At 63.5% G+C, this 18,688-nt stretch carries 19 protein-coding genes; 10 read left to right on the top strand and 9 right to left on the bottom strand.

What is annotated here, in order from left to right; all coding sequences use genetic code 11:
- Positions 1–5 precede the first annotated feature (5 nt).
- The gene (locus AT395_RS22840) at positions 6–1,142 is read right to left on the bottom strand and encodes a homocysteine S-methyltransferase family protein (protein ID WP_042114174.1); all 1,137 of its coding nucleotides are present in this window, start codon (positions 1,140–1,142) and stop codon (positions 6–8) included.
- Between the two features lie 146 nt (positions 1,143–1,288).
- Here AT395_RS22840 and AT395_RS22835 point away from each other — a divergent pair, with 146 nt between their 5' ends.
- On the top strand, positions 1,289–1,681 hold the full coding sequence (locus AT395_RS22835; protein ID WP_042114175.1) for a rhodanese-like domain-containing protein: 393 nt from the start codon (positions 1,289–1,291) through the stop codon (positions 1,679–1,681).
- A 143-nt stretch (positions 1,682–1,824) separates the two neighbouring features.
- Here AT395_RS22835 and AT395_RS22830 read toward each other — a convergent pair whose 3' ends face one another.
- The 4 genes from AT395_RS22830 to AT395_RS22815 all read right to left on the bottom strand — a co-directional run bounded on the left by AT395_RS22830 (position 1,825) and on the right by AT395_RS22815 (position 5,414).
- Entirely contained in the window at positions 1,825–2,082 is a 258-nt protein-coding gene (locus AT395_RS22830) for a BTH_I0359 family protein (RefSeq protein WP_039365357.1), read from the bottom strand.
- 175 nt (positions 2,083–2,257) lie between these two features.
- On the bottom strand, positions 2,258–3,052 hold the full coding sequence (locus AT395_RS22825; RefSeq protein ID WP_042114177.1) for an alpha/beta fold hydrolase: 795 nt from the start codon (positions 3,050–3,052) through the stop codon (positions 2,258–2,260).
- Between the two features lie 199 nt (positions 3,053–3,251).
- Complete coding sequence (locus tag AT395_RS22820) at positions 3,252–4,361, bottom strand: DUF3108 domain-containing protein (protein ID WP_167370750.1); 1,110 nt, start codon at positions 4,359–4,361, stop codon at positions 3,252–3,254.
- 195 nt (positions 4,362–4,556) lie between these two features.
- Positions 4,557–5,414 (bottom strand): IclR family transcriptional regulator, encoded by an 858-nt coding sequence (locus AT395_RS22815; protein ID WP_042114178.1) that lies wholly within the window; start codon positions 5,412–5,414, stop codon positions 4,557–4,559.
- A 109-nt stretch (positions 5,415–5,523) separates the two neighbouring features.
- On the opposite strand from AT395_RS22815, the gene AT395_RS22810 reads away from it, so the two are divergent.
- The 6 genes from AT395_RS22810 (at position 5,524) to AT395_RS22785 (ending at position 12,458) form a co-directional block, all read left to right on the top strand.
- Complete coding sequence (locus tag AT395_RS22810) at positions 5,524–6,510, top strand: fumarylacetoacetate hydrolase family protein (RefSeq protein WP_042114179.1); 987 nt, start codon at positions 5,524–5,526, stop codon at positions 6,508–6,510.
- 396 nt (positions 6,511–6,906) lie between these two features.
- Positions 6,907–8,058 (top strand): ABC transporter substrate-binding protein, encoded by a 1,152-nt coding sequence (locus tag AT395_RS22805; RefSeq protein WP_042114180.1) that lies wholly within the window; start codon positions 6,907–6,909, stop codon positions 8,056–8,058.
- 164 nt (positions 8,059–8,222) lie between these two features.
- The gene (locus tag AT395_RS22800; protein WP_042114182.1) at positions 8,223–9,044 is read left to right on the top strand and encodes an enoyl-CoA hydratase/isomerase family protein; all 822 of its coding nucleotides are present in this window, start codon (positions 8,223–8,225) and stop codon (positions 9,042–9,044) included.
- 111 nt (positions 9,045–9,155) lie between these two features.
- Positions 9,156–10,166 (top strand): PhaM family polyhydroxyalkanoate granule multifunctional regulatory protein, encoded by a 1,011-nt coding sequence (locus tag AT395_RS22795; RefSeq protein WP_042114183.1) that lies wholly within the window; start codon positions 9,156–9,158, stop codon positions 10,164–10,166.
- A 116-nt stretch (positions 10,167–10,282) separates the two neighbouring features.
- Positions 10,283–11,572, top strand: a complete 1,290-nt coding sequence (locus AT395_RS22790; RefSeq protein WP_042114184.1) for a patatin-like phospholipase family protein — start codon at positions 10,283–10,285, stop codon at positions 11,570–11,572.
- 43 nt (positions 11,573–11,615) lie between these two features.
- Positions 11,616–12,458 (top strand): AraC family transcriptional regulator, encoded by an 843-nt coding sequence (locus tag AT395_RS22785; protein ID WP_048628570.1) that lies wholly within the window; start codon positions 11,616–11,618, stop codon positions 12,456–12,458.
- Positions 12,459–12,507: 49 nt separating this feature from the next.
- Here the strand turns inward: AT395_RS22785 and AT395_RS22780 are convergent, their stop codons facing one another.
- The 3 genes from AT395_RS22780 to AT395_RS22770 form a co-directional block, all read right to left on the bottom strand.
- Positions 12,508–13,095 carry a LysE family translocator gene (locus AT395_RS22780; RefSeq protein ID WP_042114190.1) on the bottom strand — a complete coding sequence of 196 codons (588 nt, stop codon included), beginning with the start codon at positions 13,093–13,095 and terminating at the stop codon, positions 12,508–12,510.
- Between the two features lie 114 nt (positions 13,096–13,209).
- Positions 13,210–13,647 carry a nuclear transport factor 2 family protein gene (locus tag AT395_RS22775; RefSeq protein ID WP_042114192.1) on the bottom strand — a complete coding sequence of 146 codons (438 nt, stop codon included), beginning with the start codon at positions 13,645–13,647 and terminating at the stop codon, positions 13,210–13,212.
- Positions 13,648–13,833: 186 nt separating this feature from the next.
- Positions 13,834–14,394 carry a chalcone isomerase family protein gene (locus AT395_RS22770; RefSeq protein WP_048628571.1) on the bottom strand — a complete coding sequence of 187 codons (561 nt, stop codon included), beginning with the start codon at positions 14,392–14,394 and terminating at the stop codon, positions 13,834–13,836.
- 707 nt (positions 14,395–15,101) lie between these two features.
- Between AT395_RS22770 and AT395_RS22765 the strand changes: the two genes are divergently transcribed.
- The 3 genes from AT395_RS22765 (at position 15,102) to AT395_RS22755 (ending at position 17,592) form a co-directional block, all read left to right on the top strand.
- On the top strand, positions 15,102–15,983 hold the full coding sequence (locus AT395_RS22765; RefSeq protein WP_042114194.1) for a ferritin family protein: 882 nt from the start codon (positions 15,102–15,104) through the stop codon (positions 15,981–15,983).
- A gap of 101 nt (positions 15,984–16,084) precedes the next feature.
- On the top strand, positions 16,085–16,588 hold the full coding sequence (gene rfaE2, locus AT395_RS22760; protein ID WP_048628572.1) for a D-glycero-beta-D-manno-heptose 1-phosphate adenylyltransferase: 504 nt from the start codon (positions 16,085–16,087) through the stop codon (positions 16,586–16,588).
- Positions 16,585–17,592, top strand: a complete 1,008-nt coding sequence (locus tag AT395_RS22755) for an asparaginase (protein WP_048628573.1) — start codon at positions 16,585–16,587, stop codon at positions 17,590–17,592. The genes rfaE2 and AT395_RS22755 overlap by 4 nt, the downstream gene beginning before the upstream one ends.
- A gap of 93 nt (positions 17,593–17,685) precedes the next feature.
- Here AT395_RS22755 and AT395_RS22750 read toward each other — a convergent pair whose 3' ends face one another.
- The gene (locus AT395_RS22750) at positions 17,686–18,627 is read right to left on the bottom strand and encodes an SPOR domain-containing protein (protein WP_167370749.1); all 942 of its coding nucleotides are present in this window, start codon (positions 18,625–18,627) and stop codon (positions 17,686–17,688) included.
- Positions 18,628–18,688 lie beyond the last annotated feature (61 nt).

The following is an 18,688-nucleotide window of genomic DNA, read 5'->3' as shown; positions in this document are numbered from 1 at the left end:
CCGCGTTATTGGTCGAGCGAGGCGTCGAGTGCGCTGTCGCCACCGGCATTGCGGTACTGCGAGGGCCAGCGGCGCGGCTTCACGTTGGCCAGCGCTTTCGCGATTTCGGCAATGTGTTCGGGGGTCGTGCCGCAGCAACCGCCGGCGAGATTCACGAGGCCGGCCTGGGCAAACTCTTTGAGCAGGCCCGAGGTCACGTCAGGCGTTTCGTCGAAGCCGGTATCGCTCATCGGGTTGGGCAGACCGGCGTTCGGGTAGACCGACACATACGTGTTGCACAGCTTGGCCAGTTCGGCGATATACGGACGCATCAGCGTTGCACCGAGCGCGCAGTTCAGACCGAACGTGAGCGGACGTGCGTGACGCAGCGAATTCCAGAACGCCTCGACCGTCTGGCCGGACAGAATGCGGCCGGAGGCGTCGGTGACGGTGCCCGAAATCATGATCGGCAGCACTTCGCCGGTATCTTCGAACAGCTCGTCGATGGCGAAGAGGGCGGCCTTGGCGTTGAGCGTATCGAAGATCGTTTCGACGAGAAACAGATCGACCCCGCCTTCGAGCAGCGATTTGGCTTGTGCGTAATAGGCGTCGCGCAGTTGGTCGAAGTCGACGTTGCGTGCGCCCGGGTCGTTCACATCCGGGCTGATGCTTGCCGTCTTGGGCGTCGGGCCGATGGCGCCGGCGGCGAAGCGCGGCTTCTCGGGCGTGCTGAACGCCTCGCAGGCGTCTCGCGCCAGTCGTGCCGACTCGCGGTTCATCTCGTCGGCCAGCGCTTCCATGTGATAGTCGCTCTGCGCGATCGTCGTCGCCCCGAACGTATTCGTCTCGATGATATCGGCACCCGCCGCGAGGTATTTGCGGTGGATTTCGCCGATAACGTCGGGGCGAGTGAGCGAGAGCAACTCGTTGTTGCCCTTGACGTCGTGTGCGAAGTCCGCGAAGCGCGTACCGCGGTACTGTGCTTCGTCCAGCTTGTACTGCTGGATCATCGTCCCCATGGCGCCGTCCAGAATCAGAATGCGGGATTCAAGCAGCGCAGGCAGCGCCTGACCGCGCGTATAGCGGGTCTGCACAGGGGCCTGAGCCGTGGCCGGTGCGGTCCCCGTTTGGGCATTGGCGGCGGAAGCGGTTGCGGTGGTCATGACGGACGTCGCCTTGGAGTAGCCGGAAAACCTATAATTGTAATGGTTTTCGTGCCTGTCGCCCGCGCGCCGTTGCCCGCCGGGCCGCACCGGGTGCTGAGAAGCGAAGCCTCAGCCGCCTTGTTTTCAACCTCTTTTCCGAAGATATGGAATTCCTGCTCCCGAGCGCCGCACATCAGTTTCTGCAAGCCAACGCCAACGCGCTGTTCGTCGACTGCCGAAGCGAGATGGAATACCTGTTTGTGGGCCACCCGGCCGGGGCGATCCATGTGGCCTGGAACGACGGCCCGGACTGGGAAATCAATCCCCACTTCGTGCCGAGCGTGCGCAAGCTCGCCGGGGCGGGCGGCGAGCGCCCGGTGCTGTTGATCTGCCGCAGCGGCAATCGCAGTGCGGCCGCCGGTGAAGCCCTCGAGGCGGCGGGCTTTCGCAATGTCTACGGGGTGTTGCACGGCTTCGAGGGCGATCTGGACGCGGTCCATCACCGCAACGCCGTCAACGGCTGGCGCTTCGATGGGCTGCCGTGGGAGCAGTGCTGAGAACGGCACACGACGGACGACAGTCAGGTCCGGGCGTCGGGCGGGAAGTCAAAGCCTGACATTGCGTCAGGCCCGTGCCTCATGAAAAAACCCTCGCGACGACGAGGGTTTTTCGTGTGGCGGCACCGCGTACGGTGTTTGTATCAGTGGAGCACGACCGGATTCGTCATGAAGTTATCGAACTGACCGAGAAATTCGTCGACTTCGTCCTCGGAGGGCTCGGAAGCGATCAGCTTCTGTACTTCTTCACGGAATTGCCGGGCAAGCGTGCCGTCGAGGAAAATCTCGCGGCCAGCGGTTTTGTCCACGATTTCATAGCCACCGGCAGACAGCGCGTGATTGCCGTTATCGGCGGAAAACTCAACGACACAGTAGTTTGGGCTGTTGTAAATCATGAGCATGGCAACTCTCCTGGTGTTCCTGCATGGTCCTTGATAACCCACATAGGGGCGACGCGGCGCGATTTCAAGAGGCACTGCCCCATGATTCGCTTATCGGCACACCGGCTGACGAATTCAATGGTTTTTTGCCCTCCTTGTCAAAGGTCCCGTTTTCAGGTCCCGCAGATTGCAGGGTTCAGACGTTAGAGGCGGCTCCTTGCAAAAATGTTGCAACGGCATTGGTTACGAACTGTTTCTGCTCGACGATCGACAGATGTGCGGCGTCCGGCACGATTTCCAGCCGGGCGCCCGCAATGCCGCTGGCCAGACGGCGAGCCACGGCTGGCGGGGTCGAGGGGTCGTTTTCCCCGACGAGTACCAGTGTGGGCGCTTCGATCTCCGCCAAGCGTGGGCGCAGATCGAACGCAGCCAACGCTTCGCACGAAGCGGCGAAGCCTTCCGGGTGCGCGCGTGCCACGAGTGCCCGAATGCGCTCGGCCTTTTCCGGGTGGCGTTTGCGGAAGCGTTCGCCGAGCCAGCGTTCCAGCGTGCCGTTGGCAAGTGTCTTCATCCCATGCTCGCGCGCATAGGCGGCGCGTTCGAGAAATACCTTCGCATCGGCGTGGTCGTAGCCACCGGTGGTGTCGATCAGCGCAAGGCTGGCGATGCGCTCGGGAGCGTCGAGCGCCACTTGCTGCGCGACAGCACCGCCCATCGAAATGCCGACGAAGTGCGTTCTCGGGATTTCCAGCGAACTGAGCAGGGCGGTCGCGTCGGCCGCCAACTGCCCGATGGTGTACGGGCCACGCGGAACGTCGCTGCCGCCATGACCGCGACTGTCGTAGCGCAGCACCCGGAAGTGCGCAGCCAGATCGGGTACGAGATCGTCCCATACCGTGAGATCCGCACCCAACGGATGCGCCAGTGTCAGCCACGGACCGTGGCCGTCCACTGCGTAATGAATCGATGCACCGTTGGCACTGACCTTCATGGTGAGCGGCCTCCCCCATCTCGGGCGTTGCGTCTGCTAACGTTGTGGCGTCGATGCAGTGGGATGATTCTGATTATGTCAGGAACCTTCGACTTGTGCTGAGCGAATCGTAGTAGTGGGGCAACACTTTCCCGAAGTCCCGCATGAACGCTACATCGCTCGACAATCTAACGAATCGATTTCTCGTCGCGACGGCGGCTCATGGGGCGGATTTCTGCGAGAAGATCAACTCGAACTCGTTGCCCGAAGGCTCGGTCTGCTTCACCCGCACAGGCAGCCAGTCGAGCGACGGCGCGAGCCAGATATCGACACGCCGTTCGTCTCCGGCCTTGCGAGGCAATCGCGTGAAATGGCGAGTCTCTACGTAACCATGAGGGGTGCGCAGCGTCTCCACGCCAACGTACTGCACCGGCCAGACCTCGCTGCTGTCCGTGTCGACGACCGTGAACTCGTGGGTCACCCCTACTTGCGTATAGCGTTCCGGATTCCCTCGCGCGTAGCTTGCGAGTTGCATCATCACGCTGAACCGGTCTTGCGCGCCGGGGGCCAGTGGCAACGACTGGCCTGAGCGCGTGAACGTGAGGGTTGGGGGGGCATCCCGATGGAAGTCCGTGATGTATTCGGCCCGACGCCCGCGTTTTTCCACATAACGGGATGGCGCAATGCCATTCACGTCGAAACCGCCTTCGCTGATGAATTCGAAGGTGCCGAGAAAGATGATCGGCACGGCCACACGCAAGCGGTAATGGCCATTTTCGTTTACCCACTGCATCTCGCCGGTCTGGTTGCGCACGCCGTTCATCAGGGCGTCGTAAGTTAGCGTGACAGATGGCGGCGGGTCGAATTTGTCGCCATTGGCGGCGGCGGCTGTCAGCGGCGGCCCTGCCGGGGGGGCCGCCTGCGCCTGACTGGCCGGGGCGCCCGGCGTATTTCCGTCACCGGCAACGGTTTCCGAGGCGGCTTGTGGCCCCGGGGTGTCGGCCGTGGCGGGGGCTGCGAGCGTGTCGGGCCGTGAGGGCGCGACCGGTTTGCGCGGACTTTGCTTCACCGCCGGTTTGGGCACGGGCGGAGCCGGGGGCGCGGGTGGCGCGACCGGTTTAAGGGGGATCAGCGTGATCGGAATTTCGGGGATCGGCGTCTCGTCGAGTGTAGTGCGGTGACTGGCGACCCACAACGCGATCAGCACATGCGCGACGAACACCGTGACGAGCACGCTCACCCATACGACCCAGCCACGGCGCGAGACCGGTGGCGTTGGGCCGGGGGGTGTCGAAACAGCGTCGGTGGAATCGTTGAGAGCCGGGGGCACGTTAGGCGCTGTTTGGCGAGCAGTACGAGATGGGCGAGGGGCGCGCGAAAACACGGGAATCGATAGGCCGGAACGTCAGGGCATCAGGATCGCACATTGCGATGAATGTCGGTTCGACAGATCGTGCGAAGGGCCGTTCATGACACCGCAACGCCTCCCCCGCCGTGTCATGTCCGTGCCTGGCAGCCCCGCCAGTCAAGGCTTGGCGCCCGGGGCGTGCGAGTGACCGAGATCGGCCGAGAGTTGCTGGGCGAGGGTGCGCAGGGCGGTGTCGATCGGGCCGCCCCAACTGGCGTCGAACCGGCTTTCCGGACCTAACGCCATGAGGCCCATCACCAGTTGGCCCGTAGCATCGAACACCGGCATGCAGAACGCATTGACCGACGGCAGCACCGTGCCTTCCACGCGCGCCGCCCGGTGCGCACGCACGTCGTCGAGCACGGCGTCGTACTGGGCGCGCGTGGCGGGCAGGTGATGGCGCGACGCGTGTTGCAAGGCTGCGAGGGCGGCGTTGATGAGTGGTGCTGTCTGGCGTTCGGGCAGATAGGCGGCGAACAGGCGTCCGGCGGCCGATTCCAGCATGGGCATCACGTCGCCCAGCCGTAAGGGCACGCGCATTGGAAACGTCGAATCCAGCCAATGCACGACCGTTGGCCCCTGATTGCCCCAGACGGCGAGGCCCACGGTCTGGTCGATGGCGTCGCGCAACTCGGACAGCGCGAAGCGGGCGGCCTTGAAGGCGTCGATGCGGGCGAGGTGCGCGAGGCCCATGCGCAGTGTGAACGGGCCGAGATCGTAGCGTCCGCTCACCGGATCTTGCACGATGAGGCCGAGTCTTTGAAAGCTCACGAGATACCGGTGCGCTTTGGCGGGGTTCATGCCGGCCGCGTGTGCGAGGTCGCGCAGCATCATCGCGTTCGATGCTTCCGTCAGCACCTCGATGAGCCGGAAGCCCACCTCGATCGACTGGATGCCCGATCGGGTCTTCTCCTCGTCGGGGGCGGCCGTGTTCTCGTCGTTCTCGATCTTGTTGTCTTGCTCAGGCACAGTCATGTGTCTCCGTCTTTGTCGTCGCGGCGTTGCCGGGCCGAGACCCTCGGGTAGAATCTTTGGCTTCACGCGCCATTCTATCGGGCCTGAGACGGCTCGCAGACTCCATCACATGAAACTTGCTACCCGAAAGGACGGCACCCGCGACGGTCAGTTGATCGTTGTGTCGCGCGACCTGTCCATCGCCTGCATTGCCGACGCCATTGCTCCCACGCTGCAACGCGTGCTTGACGACTGGACGTTCTACGCGCCCCAGCTCCAGACGCTATATACCGAACTCAACCATCATCGTGCGCGCAATTCGTTCGCGTTCGACCCGGCAGAGTGCATGGCGCCGTTGCCGCGAGCGTACCAATGGGCAGACGGCTCGGCCTACGTGAACCATGTAGAGCTGGTGCGAAAGGCGCGCGGCGCGGAAATGCCGCCCGAATTCTGGACCGATCCGCTGATGTATCAGGGGGGAAGCGACGATTTCATCGGGCCCACCGACGATATCGTTTGCGCTTCCGAGGACTACGGCATCGACTTCGAGGCCGAGGTTGCGGTAGTCACGACGGACGTGCCGATGGGGGCGAGTCCGGCGCGAGCGCTCGAAGGCGTTCGCTTGCTGATGTTGGTCAACGACGTGAGTTTGCGCAACCTGATACCTGCCGAACTGGCCAAGGGTTTCGGCTTTTTCCAGAGCAAGCCGGCGAGCAGTTTTTCGCCGGTGGCGGTCACGCCGGACGAGTTGGGCGATGCGTGGCATGGAGGCCGGGTGCACCGACCGCTCACGGTGAAGTGGAACGACAAGAAGTTCGGTGCGCCGGAGTGTGGCGAGGACATGGTGTTCGACTTCGGCCAGCTTGTGGCGCACGTGTGCAAGACGCGTAACGTGCGGGCGGGGACGATCGTGGGTTCGGGCACGATCTCGAACAAGGACCGTAGTCGTGGCAGTGCCTGCATTGCGGAGAAGCGCATGTTGGAGACTCTGGAGAAGGGTGCCCCGGAGACGGCGTTCATGCGTTATGGGGATCGGGTAAGGATCGAGATGTTCGATGCACAGGGCAAGTCGATCTTTGGCGCGATCGACCAGGCGGTTTCCCCGAAGGAGGAGTAAGGGGGACGAACTGTCGCAAGCGCAGCGCGCAAAGGAAAAAAGCCAGACAGAAAGAAGGCAGACAGAAAAACAGGGAGACGGACCGGGGCCCCTTTCTGCAGCGAGTTGGGTTTATGTCTGAGAGGCGGAAAGGGGCCCCGGTCCGTCTGGAGGGCGGTGTTGAGGAAGTCGCCGAAGCCCCAAAAAAGCAGGCGGTTAGAAGCGGAGGAACACCCGAATAGGGTGAACCCGGATATGGCGAGGAATTCCGGCTCCGCTATTCTTTGTCTCCTTGAGTCGGTTCGCACTCCTGTCGGGAGAGCGAGTTGGCGCTAACTTTCGCCGGCGCGGCGCGAGGTACCCCTCCAGGGGTGTCTGCGTTAAAAAAACAGCGCAGGCCAGACCAGGAGATTTTCCATGCGAAACCCCGTGCGCACTGCCCTGCTGGGTGCGATGTTGCTGGCATTGGCTGGCGGCGCAGTTGCTCAGGTCAAGATCGGCGTGAGCATTTCGCTTACCGGCCCGGCTGCCTCGCTTGGCATTCCCGCGCGCAATACGGTCACCATGCTGCCGACGGAGATTGGTGGGCAGAAGGTTGACTACATCGTGCTCGACGATGCGTCTGACACCACGACGGCTGTTCAGAACACCAAAAAGCTGATTTCCGAGAACCATGTCGACGCCATCATTGGTTCGTCGATCACGCCGAACACGTTGGCGATGCTTGACGTGATTGCCAGCGGCACAACCCCGACTATCTCGCTTGCCTCGTCGGCCCGCATCATCGAGCCGGTCGATGCCAAGCGGTATTGGATGTTCAAGACCCCGCAGACCGATGCGCAGATGGCCTCGGCTATTGCAGAGCATGCCAGCCGTCATGGCGTGAAGACGATGGCGTTCATCGGTCAGGGCGATGCGTTGGGCGAGGCCTTCTACGAAGAAGTTGCCAAATTCGCGGGTCTGCACAAAATCAAGATGGTGGCCAACGAGCGCTTCGCGCGTACCGACCCGAGTGTGACGGGCCAGATCCTGAAGATCATGGCGACCAATCCGGACGCCGTCGTCGTGGGTGCGGCCGGCACGCCTGCTGCGCTGCCGCCGAAGGCGTTGGCCGAGCGGGGCTTCAAGGGCCTCGTGTATCACAACCACGGCGTGGGTAACAACGACTTCCTGCGTGTGTGCGGCAAGGATTGCAACAACACGTACCTGCCGGCGAGCCCGGTTCTCGTGGCGTCGCAACTGCCCAACGACCATCCGGCCAAGACGGTTGCGCTCGACTACATCAAGAAATACGAAGCCAAATACGGCGCCGGCACCGTGGCGGCGTTCGGTTCGTACGCCTGGGACGCCGGTATTCTGCTTCAGCGCGCCATTCCGATTGCGTTGAAGACGGCAAAACCGGGTACGCCGGAATTCCGCAAGGCGTTGCGCGATGCGTTGGAGACCAGCAAGGAAGTCCACGTATCGAACGGCGTGATCAACATGAGCCCGACCGATCACCTTGGCCTCGATCAGCGCGCGCGCGTGATGGTGAAGATCGAGAATGGCAAATGGTTGCTCGCGCCGTAATGGCCGCGTGACGGCGGCGCACGCCGCCGATAAAAGAACGATCGATGTGAAGCACCCGACGTCGCTCACATCGCCCTGTTGACCGTCGGCGGCGCTGGCTTCGGCCGGTGCCGCTGTTTCCCAATCCCCGCTTGTGCGGGGATATTTTTTTGGAGCGGTAAGTCATGTCGCAAGACCCGTATCAACACTACCAGTCGCTACAGTTCAAACGGCATCCGAACGGTGTACTCGAACTCATCATGGGGGCCGGCGCGAACAAGAGCGGCTTGTCCACGGCCGATCACCAGATGCATCGCGAACTGGCCGACGTGTGGCGCGATATCGATCGCGACACCGAGACCCGTGCGGTCGTTATTCGCGGGGAAGGCAAAGGCTTTTCCGGCGGTGGCGATCTGTCGCTCGTGGAAGACATGGCTGACGATTTCGCGGTGCGCGCGCGCGTCTGGCGCGAAGCGCGCGATCTCGTCTACAACGTGATCAATTGCAGCAAGCCGATCGTCTCTGCGATGCACGGGCCGGCCGTGGGGGCCGGGCTGGTCGCGGGGTTACTCGCGGACATCTCCATTGCCGCGAAGAATGCACGCATCATCGACGGTCACACGCGACTGGGCGTAGCCGCGGGCGACCATGCGGCCATCGTGTGGCCGTTGCTGTGCGGCATGGCCAAGGCGAAGTACTACCTGCTGCTGTGCGAGCCCGTGTCGGGCGAGGAGGCCGAGCGCATCGGACTGGTGTCGCTCACCGTCGACGAAGCGGACCTGCTGCCCAAGGCCTTCGAAGTGGCGGACAAGCTCGCGCGAGGGTCGACCACGGCCATTCGCTGGACCAAGTACGCCCTCAACAACTGGCTGCGCAGCGCGGGACCGTCGTTCGATGCCTCGCTCGCGCTCGAATTCATGGGCTTTGCCGGGCCGGACGTGCGCGAGGGCATCGCGTCGCTGCGCGAGCGCCGTGCGCCGGACTACGGCGGCGACGCACCGTTCTGACACACCACTGGCGCACGCTCGGCGTATGATCGATACCCATACGCCCGCTGCGCGGGGCTTGCCGGGACCGGCCCGCAGGCCATCCGTCCCCGACCGAGACTGGAGACTGTAATGAGCGATTCGACGAGTGCCATGCCCAACGGCTTCGACATTCTCAAGAAGATGTGGGAAGCGTTCAGCCCCCCAGCGACATTCACCTCGCCGCTCACGCAGTTGATGCAGAGTGCCGCGCCGTTGCTCGATCCCGATGAAATCGAGAACCGCATCGCCGAGATGCGCGCGGTGGAGCAATGGCTCACGCTCAATCTGAACGTGCTGCGCTCGACCATTCAGGCGTTCGAAGTGCAACGCGCCACCTACGCGACGCTGCGGGCGTTCGGCTCCGGCAGCTTTGGCGCTGCGAGCGGCGACGATGCAGGCGCGACGAGTGCGCCGCAGAGCGGTGGGGCATTCACGCCGCCATTCGGACAGGCGGGCGCCGCCAACTTCTGGCGATCCCCGTTCGCGTCAACGGAACCGGCACAGGACGTCGAGTCGCAGGCACGCGCACCCGAACCCGAGCCGGAACCCGAAGCGGAGCCCGAGCCCGAAGCGGCGGCTAATGCCGGGGAAACCCCGCCGGAGGGCGGCGACGCGTCGTCGCCGTTCGCTCAGGCGGGCAACGCCTATGGCGCGCTCGACCCGTCGCTATGGTTCAACGCGATGCGCGCGCAGTTCGATCAGATCGCCGCCGCCGCGCAGGCGGCCGGCATGTCGGCCGCGCAAATGACGGAAGCGGCCACAGCGCAAATGTCCGAGGCAGCGGCCAAGGCTGCGCATGCCCCGCAGGCCGGGAAACCGGCGGGATCGGGGGCGGCGAAGCCCTCTGGCAAGGCGCCGGGCAAAGCGGGCGCCGCGGCCAAACGTACCGCCGGCACGGCGAAGACGGCGGGAAAGACTCCTGCCAGAAAAACACCGGCCACCCAAAAGACACCGGCAAAGTCGGCAGCGGCAAAGACGTCAGCGAAGACCTCGGCGAAGACACCGTCGAAGACGGCCTCCAAGGGGGCCAAGAGCGCCACCGAGACGCCGGCGCCGGGCGCAGGCAAGGCCCCGGGAAAGCAGGCTGCCTGGAAGTGGTAACGCCGTCGGGCCGGTGACGTGTGGCGCGCCGACGCTCGGCGAGGACCACCGCGATGGCATAACGGATGCCGCTCGCACGGCAAGCGCAACGACAGCAAAGTCGGGAGGAGGCCCCCATGATTTCAGGTGAACGTACCGGTCTCGTCCTGATGGGCGGCGGTGCACGCGCCGCGTATCAGGTGGGCGTGCTCGCGGCAATCGCCGCGATTCAGCGAGAAGTCTTGCCGTCGCGGCGCGCGATCCCGTTTCCGATTGTCTGCGGCACGTCGGCCGGGGCGATCAACGCGGCGGCGCTCGCCTCGAATGCGGATGATTTCCAGCACGGTGTCATCAAGCTCGATGCCGTGTGGCGTCAGTTCCACGCCGGGCAGGTATTCCGGGCCGACTCTCTGGGCGTGGCCGCCACCGGTGCGCGTTGGCTGGCTGCGCTTTCGCTCGGCTGGGCGCTGCGACGTGCTCCGCGCTCGCTGTTCGACTGGTCGCCGCTCGCCGACATGTTGCGCATGGCAATTCGTCTCGACCGGTTGCCGGAAGTGTTCGCCTCGGGGGCGCTCGCGGCGCTGTCCGTCACGGCGCTGTCGTACTCGTCGGGCAAACACGTGACCTTCTACCAGAGCGCGGAACCGATTCAGCCGTGGAAGCGTTCGCTGCGACTGGCGCGTGCGGTGCCGTTGAGCGTCGAACACTTGCTGGCGTCGAGCGCGATCCCGTTTCTCTTTCCTGCCATCGAACTCGATCTCGACGGCCAACCCGAATATTTCGGGGATGGGTCGATGCGCCAGATCGCTCCGCTGAGTCCGCCGATTCATCTGGGGGCGACCCGCATCCTGATCATCGGTGCGTCGCACGGACAATACGGGCTTGACAGCAGTGGCGAGCGCATCGGCGGCTATCCGAGCCTCGCGCAGATCGGCGGACAAGCCCTTGCGAGCGTATTCATCGATGGCCTGTCGGCAGACCTGGAGCGTCTTCAGCACATTAACAATGTACTGCGGCATGTGCCAGAGGCGCATCGGGAGTCGAGCGGCTGGCGGCCCATCGAAACGCTGGTCATCTCGCCGAGCCAACGCATCGAACCGATTGCCGCGCGTCACCTGCACCAGTTGCCACGTGCCGTGCGCACCATGCTTGGCGCGATTGGCGCCGACGAAGCGCGCGGTGCGGCGTTCGCCAGCTATCTGCTGTTCGAGTCGTCGTACACTCAGGAACTCATCGCGCTGGGAGAGGCCGACGCCTACGCGCAACGCGACGCGATCGCCGCATGGCTCGTGGCCGAGGCAGACGGCACCAGTCCACTCGACGATGTCGAAGCCGGTGCGGTGGGCGGCGTCGAACAGTCGGCGAATTCCCCGCTGTCCACAGACTCGTCCGTCGCCATGGCCGACACCGGCAAGCCGGCGGCATGACGCCAACGAAATGCCCCGGTCGCCGTCACGAAATCACACGCTTATGTCGAAATCCACTGTCGCCTGTCCTTACCCGTCTACGTTCTGGCGCGATCCGGCCCTGCCGTTCATCGAAGCGCGCGAAGTGCTCGACGGCCGCCGCGTATGCTACGCGTTGCACAGCCACGAAACGTTTTCCATCGGCGCGGTGACCGGCGGGCGGAGTACCTACGTGAACGGACGAGCGCGAGAGACCGTCGGGCGCGGCAGTGTCGTGGTGATGAACCCCGACGCGGTGCACGCCTGCAACCCGATTGGCGACGAGGCCTGGGCGTATCGCATGTTGTTCGTCGACACGGCGTGGTTACGGGATTTGCAGCGCGAGCTGGGCTTCGGACACGGCCCCGACCTGCATCTGTTCGATCCGATGTCGTCGACCGATCCGGTGTTGTACGAGGGACTGAACCGGCTCTATGACGTTTGCACCGACGTGTCGCGCGACCGGCTCGAGCGCGAGAGCGTTGTGCAGCAGTTCTTCATCGATGCTCACGAACGTCTGAACCCGGCGCCACGGCCGATGCGCGACGACTCGCACAAGCTGCGCGAAGCCGCCGATTTTATTCGCGCACACTGCTGCGAAGCCCTGACGCTGGCACAGATTTGTGAGGCGGCGGGCCTGTCGGCGTCGTATCTCACGCGGGCCTTTCGCGCGCAGTACGGCCTGACACCGCACGCCTTCCTGATGAATCAGCGAATTCAGTACGCGCGTGGGCGATTGCGCCGCGGGCATGCCATCGCGGAAGTCGCGCTCGATGCGGGTTTTGCCGATCAGGCGCATTTCCAGCGCACCTTCAAACAGCTTCTTGCCGTCACGCCCGGACACTACCGGGAACCGCGCGCGGCCTAATACGGCGGCCGCCGGTGCGGCGTCGCGCCGCGTTGCACCGCTTCGCCGATTACGTCGCCGCCACCAGATACACCGCACTTCCGGCCAGCAACGCCGCCATCACCCGATTCAGACGCCGCACGCGCCGGGCGTCGCGCATGTGATGCCGCAGCATCGCGCCCGCCGCCGCCCAGCATCCCACCGACAGCCAGCAGACCACGAAGTAGATCGCTGCGAATTGCCAGATGCGTGCGGGGTCTCCCGCCGTGTACGCGCCCATTCCGGCCAATGCCGCAAGCCAGGCTTTCGGGTTGAGCCATTGCATGACCGCGCCGTGTGACATCGTCGGACCGCGTTGTGCGTCGGCCTCGCCGAGTTCACCGTCGTCGATCGCCAGCTTGTACGCCATATAGAGGAGGAACGCCACGCCGAACCACTGAATCGCGTGCATCAGAACGGGCATGCGTTGCAGCAACTCGTACACCCCGAAGCCGACCGCGACGAGCAGCACGACGAAACCTGCCGTCGCGCCCGTGACGTGACGCAGGCTGGGTACGAGTCCATAGCGTGCACCCGAGCCCAGGGCTACAACGTTGACCGGTCCGGGCGTGATCGACGCGGCCAGCGCGAACGCGGCCATCGAATAGAAAAGTGTCATCGGAAACCTCAATGCAAGAGACGCGTATGAAACGAGGTTCCGAATGTAGGCCGCGGCGCGTACTGCGTATTGAAGAAAACTGCCCTTTGTGGCGGGCGGTCCGTTGCAGGCGTGTCAGCGGAACAGACGTTGTTGCAACCAACGCAATAAGCGTCCAACGAGAGGTAGCTTCGCATAGACGTCTTCAGTGGCGTCCCAATAGTCGCGCTGGTAGGTGACTCGCCCGTCGACAGCCAGGCGCAGGTGCGATGCCCCGTGGATGATCTGTTCGTCTTCGAGCCATCGTTTGGTATGGAAATGAAGATTCCAGACAAGCATCGCCTGATTGTGTTGCAGCAGCGTAGCGGTGATTTCGAAGCGCGGTGCGTCGACGCGTTCGAACAGATGGGTGAGCAGGTTGGCGACTTCGGCTGCGCTGCGCACCTCATGTAGCGGTGTCTTGAGATAGACGTTGGGCGTGTAAAACTCGCCCAGGTTCGAGAGGCTCAGGCGGGTAAGGGTCTCGAAGTACCGCGTGAGGCGCGTGAGCGCCGCAGCATGATCGATATCCATAGGCACGCTCGCGAGGGCGCTGTGACAGCGCGATTCGATCGACAGTCCCTGGCCGGTTCGGGTCTGCACCTAGCGGTCGCAGGTGTGCGGTGCCGAGACCGGACTTCCGTAAGTTACACCCCCATGGCGACCACGCGGCGCGCGTAGCGCTGATGCGATTTCCGCCAGCGCGCGCCGAACGCAGTCTCAATGCGCGTCGCTGATCAACTCGGCGCGCAGGTCGGGGGCGCTCGTGCGCGGGTCGAGCCAGATGGCGAAGAATGCCCGGCCGAAGGCGTCGCCCGGGATCTGTCCAATGAGCTTGCCGTCAGAGAAGAAACGCGTGCCGTCGCCGGGCCGGAATACGCCGGTCAAATGCTGGCCGGCCGCGACGTCTGGCAAGATGCGCGCGAGTTCGTCGGCCCATCGCTGGCGTTCCTCGTCGGTCGCCACTTGCAGTTTGGTCATCTCGATCAGACTACGCTGCACCAGCGTATGCGACTTGAAGCTGCGCGCGTAACGCAGATCCAGCACTAGCGGGTGCGTACCCCAATTCGCGCTGAGACGATCGGGGCCGGAAAAGAGTTCTGCATCGTAGAGATGGAAACCCAGGCGGGTGAATGAACCGTGCCCAACCAGATGGGCGGCGGGGATCTCCTGAGAGGCCAATTGCCCGGCGTCGAACGCCAGAGCACCGGGAGCTGACGTCACCATCGCCAGAAAACAGGCGGTGCGCAGCCATTCGGCAAATGCGGGACGAGTTGCCATGCTCGGCTCCTTTTCGGTGAAGGATCCAGTCGAGTAGGAAGGCCCGTTGGCAGTGCGCAGGCCGTTCTGCCGACGCACTGGCCAGTACAACATGTTGCGTAATTGCGACTGAGAACTATCATCAAAATGGGTGCTGCGAACAGCAATCCATCGCGTTGGCCGTTGTAACTTCAGATCTCAGGCCGCAAATTCGGAACGTTTGCTTTTAGCGTAGACCATCGGGTGCCGCTCGCGCAGGCCCGCGGCACAAGGACATACCCTGACGCGCCACCTTGGCGTTGCCGTGGCTGGCTTGGCCACCGGAGCGCCTGGGCAGTGCGTGCCGGTCATTCCGTCGAATGGTGGCCGGGATGCTTGTCGCCCTTTGAGCTTAGGCGCATTGCGTGACATTTTGACGGGCGTCAAAATTACGACGCATTACCGTCATGTGGCTGTCAGCGAAGGCGGTCATGAAAGGCTTTTATGTTATGATTCAAGAGTTTGCCCATATTTTAGTAGGGTCGCTCTAAGCCATATCGCTAATGTGCGGCCAGATCACAGGCGTTAATTCGCCGTCCTTCCGCGACGGCAGGGTTCAAGACGTGAAGCCGGACGGCGGGGGCCGCCCGCGACACGCTCACCGTTTTGTCTGTCGAAATTCGGCGTAAACTTTCACAATACTATCTTGAGTCCTGGTGTAAGGTCTCGCGACCTTGGGGGTAATTGAAATGAACGAAATGCTGTATCCCGAGCTGTACAAGTCGCTGGAGGCAGTGCGATGGAACATGGAGAAGGACATTCCGTGGGACAAATTCGACGCTAGCCAACTCACCGACGATCAGGCGCGCACCATCAAGATGAACGCCATCACGGAATGGGCGGCACTCCCGGCGACCGAGATGTTCCTGCGCGATAACCGCGACGACAGCGACTTCTCCGCGTTCATGAGCGTGTGGTTCTTTGAAGAGCAGAAGCACTCGCTGGTGCTCATGGAATACTTGCGCCGCTTCCGCCCGGACCTCGTGCCGACCGAGGCTGAATTGCATGCCGTGCGTTTCCCGTTCGATCCGGCCCCGCCGCTCGAGACGCTCATGCTGCACTTCTGCGGTGAAATTCGCCTGAACCACTGGTATCGCCGCGCTGCCGAATGGCACACCGAGCCGGTCATCAAGGCGATCTACGAAATCATTTCGCGCGACGAAGCCCGTCACGGCGGCGCTTACCTGCGTTACATGAAGAAGGCGCTGACGAGCTTTGGCGATAACGCGCGCGCTGCGTTCGCGAAGATCGGTGTGCTGATGGCATCGGCGCGTCGCACCGAAAAGCCGTTGCACCCGACCAACCTGCACGTGAACAAGGACCTGTTCCCGAACGACACGGTACAGTCGCGTCTGCCGGAACCGGAATGGCTCGAACACTGGCTCGACGAACAGATCAAGTTCGACGATAGCTGGGAGAAAAAGGTTGTCGAGCGCATTCTGCACAACATGTCGCTGCTGTTTGAGCGCACGTTTGCAACGGCGCAGGACCTGAATCGCTACCGCAAGGAAATCACCAGCCGTCTGGCAGCGGTGACCGCACCGGCACCGGCCGTGGCGACCTCGGCGTAAGACGCGAGTCACGTCCGTACATCAGAAAAGGGGCTTCGGCCCCTTTTTTGTTGCCCCGCACGCGGCGTGGGACAATAGCGCGTCCATTCAGACTCATTGTCATGTCATCTTCCCAAGTCACTTCCCCGGCCGATTTCGAGGCCAAGATTCTTTCGCGTGAAGCCCTTGCGGCGCTGACGCCGACGCTGCCGCGACCGCTCGTGTTTACCAACGGCGTGTTCGATATTCTGCATCGCGGTCACGTGACCTATCTTGCACAAGCGCGGGCACTGGGCGCGTGCCTGATCGTCGGTGTGAATACCGACGCATCGGTGCGCACGTTAGGCAAGGGCGACGATCGGCCGATCAACAACGAAAACGACCGTGCGGCACTGCTCGCGGCGCTGCAAAGCGTCGACTATGTCGTAACGTTCGGCGAGACCACGCCTGAGTCGTTGATCGCTGCCGTGCGGCCCGACATTCTCGTCAAAGGCGGCGACTACGACATGGACAAGCTGCCGGAGTCCGCGCTCGTTCGCGGATGGGGCGGTACGGCCGTGGCCATTCCGTTCGAACACCAGCGCTCGACCACGTCGTTGCTCAAGAAAGTGCGGGCTCAGTCATGAATCTTGCGCCGCTCGTTGAGGTGACTCGTGGCGCCAATGGTGTCGATACGGTCGAGTGCGTGCACTACGGTTCCGTGGCCGTGGTCGACGCGCAGGGACGTCTGCAATATGCCGCAGGCGATCCCACGTTCCTTACGTTCTCACGCTCCACGCTCAAGCCGTTTCAGGCGTTGCCCTTCGTCGAGGGCGACGGCGTAGCGCACTTCGGACTCACGCAGTCGGAGCTTGCGTTGCTGTGCGCGAGCCACTCCGGCGAGACCTTCCATGTCGACGGGGTGAGAAGCCTGCTGAGCAAAGCGGGGTGCGATGAACACCATTTGCAGTGCGGCTGCCATACACCGACGTTTTACTCCGCGACGGGCAAACGCCCGCCCGTCGATCTGAAGCCGACGTCGCTGCACCACAACTGTTCTGGCAAGCACGCTGGTTTCCTCGCGTATTGTGCGCAACACGGGTTGCCCCTTGAGACCTACCTCGACCCGGCACACCCGCTTCAGCAGGCAATTCGCGCGCGTGTGGGAGAGGTCGTGGGCGTGAAAGGCGACATGCTGCCCTTGGGTACCGATGGCTGCTCCGCACCAAACTACGCATTGCCGCTCGACAAGCTGGCCGGCGCTTATGCCCGGTTGGCCGCCAGTGACGATGCCGCGCTCTCGACGCTTTTTGCTGCCATGACGCAGCAGCCGGAGATGGTGTCCGGCACTGGGCGTAACGATCTGGCATTCATGCGTATGGCGCCCGGCGACTGGGCGGCGAAGATCGGCGCCGACGGTGTCCAGACGATCGGCGTGCGCTCTGCCGGACTTGGCATAGCGATCAAGGTTGTCGACGGCAATATGCGTGCGCTCTATACGGCAGCGGTTGCCGTACTCAAGGCACTCGGTCTGGTCGAGTCGCCCGAATCGACGGGACTGGCCCCGTGGGTCGCGCCGGTTATCAAGAACGCACGTGGTATCCACACTGGGGTTGTGCGTCCCGTTGTCGAGTTGAAGCGCGTCGCGTAAGTCCGGCGTTGGGAGGGGCGGTCCGCCCGGACCGCTTCCCTTGGGCTGGCTTGCAGCGCCGCATTCCTGTTTTGATCCGCAGCGTTTCCCTGTTCAGCGAGCGCCTTCAGGCGGGCTACCTGCCGGCGACGGACAGGTGCGCACCAACTGTGCCGCCCATTGCTGGGTGACCACGCTGCGCACCTGAGTTGCTGCGTTTGCATTGATTCCGGCGATCCGGTAGATGATCCGGCTCTTTGCATTCGGCCTCTCGCTCAATTGTGGCGTGACGCCTTTCTTCTGCGCCGCCGCCATCAGGCGCACCGCACGTTCCCGATCGTTGAAGAGTCCAAGCGAGACGACCAGATTCGAGCCGTCGTCGTTGAGCAGGAAGTACTCCGTGACGCCTGCCGAGCGTAATTGCGCCACCTGCTTGTCGGCCGCCGCCTTGTTCGGCACCGGGCTGAGATGCACCCAGTAACGCTTGTCGAGTGCGAGGGATTGTATGTCGCCTTGTCCCGACGGCAACGCCGCGAGCAGCAGGCCACGCGCCTGTTGCGCGTCGTTGGAGGCAAACGGCCCGATGTCGAGGCAGATGGACGCCGTAACGGCTGCGGCCGCCTGCGATGCCGTCGCGTCGCCCGATACCGCGCTCGGTGCAGTGGCCGCAACGGCTCGGCTCGCTGCGGCCGCAGCCGTTGCAGACACAGACGACGCCGAGGCTGGTTCCGCAACTGCGTCGTGGCGCGTGGTGCCATTCGCGGCACCGTTCTCGACGCCAGTGCTGCCCTCGCCGTTGGCCGTTCCAGTGCTGCTCGGCGTTTTGTCGCTGCCGGAGATCGGCACCCCCGATGCCTGCCCGCTGACCTCAGCTCCAATCAGGCGAATGTTGCCGGGATCAAGTTGCTTCTGCACGCGCGCGGGCTCACGGCCGGTGGCGGGTAATACGTCACGCCACTTCAGCCAGCCGAACTGCACCGCGGCAAGTGCCGCATTGGCCGCGAGAAACATGACAAGCAACAGCGCACGCAACATCTCAGGTACCTCCCTGGGCATGTTCGGCATCTCGCGGTTCGGATGCCGATGCGTCTGTCTTGGCGGCGTGTTCGACCTTTGC

The organism is Pandoraea apista, from assembly GCF_001465595.2.
In the GTDB taxonomy this organism is placed as follows: Bacteria; Pseudomonadota; Gammaproteobacteria; order Burkholderiales; family Burkholderiaceae; genus Pandoraea; species Pandoraea apista.
The sequence above is the reverse complement of the archived record's forward strand: the minus strand, read 5'-3'. Positions and strand labels throughout refer to the sequence as shown.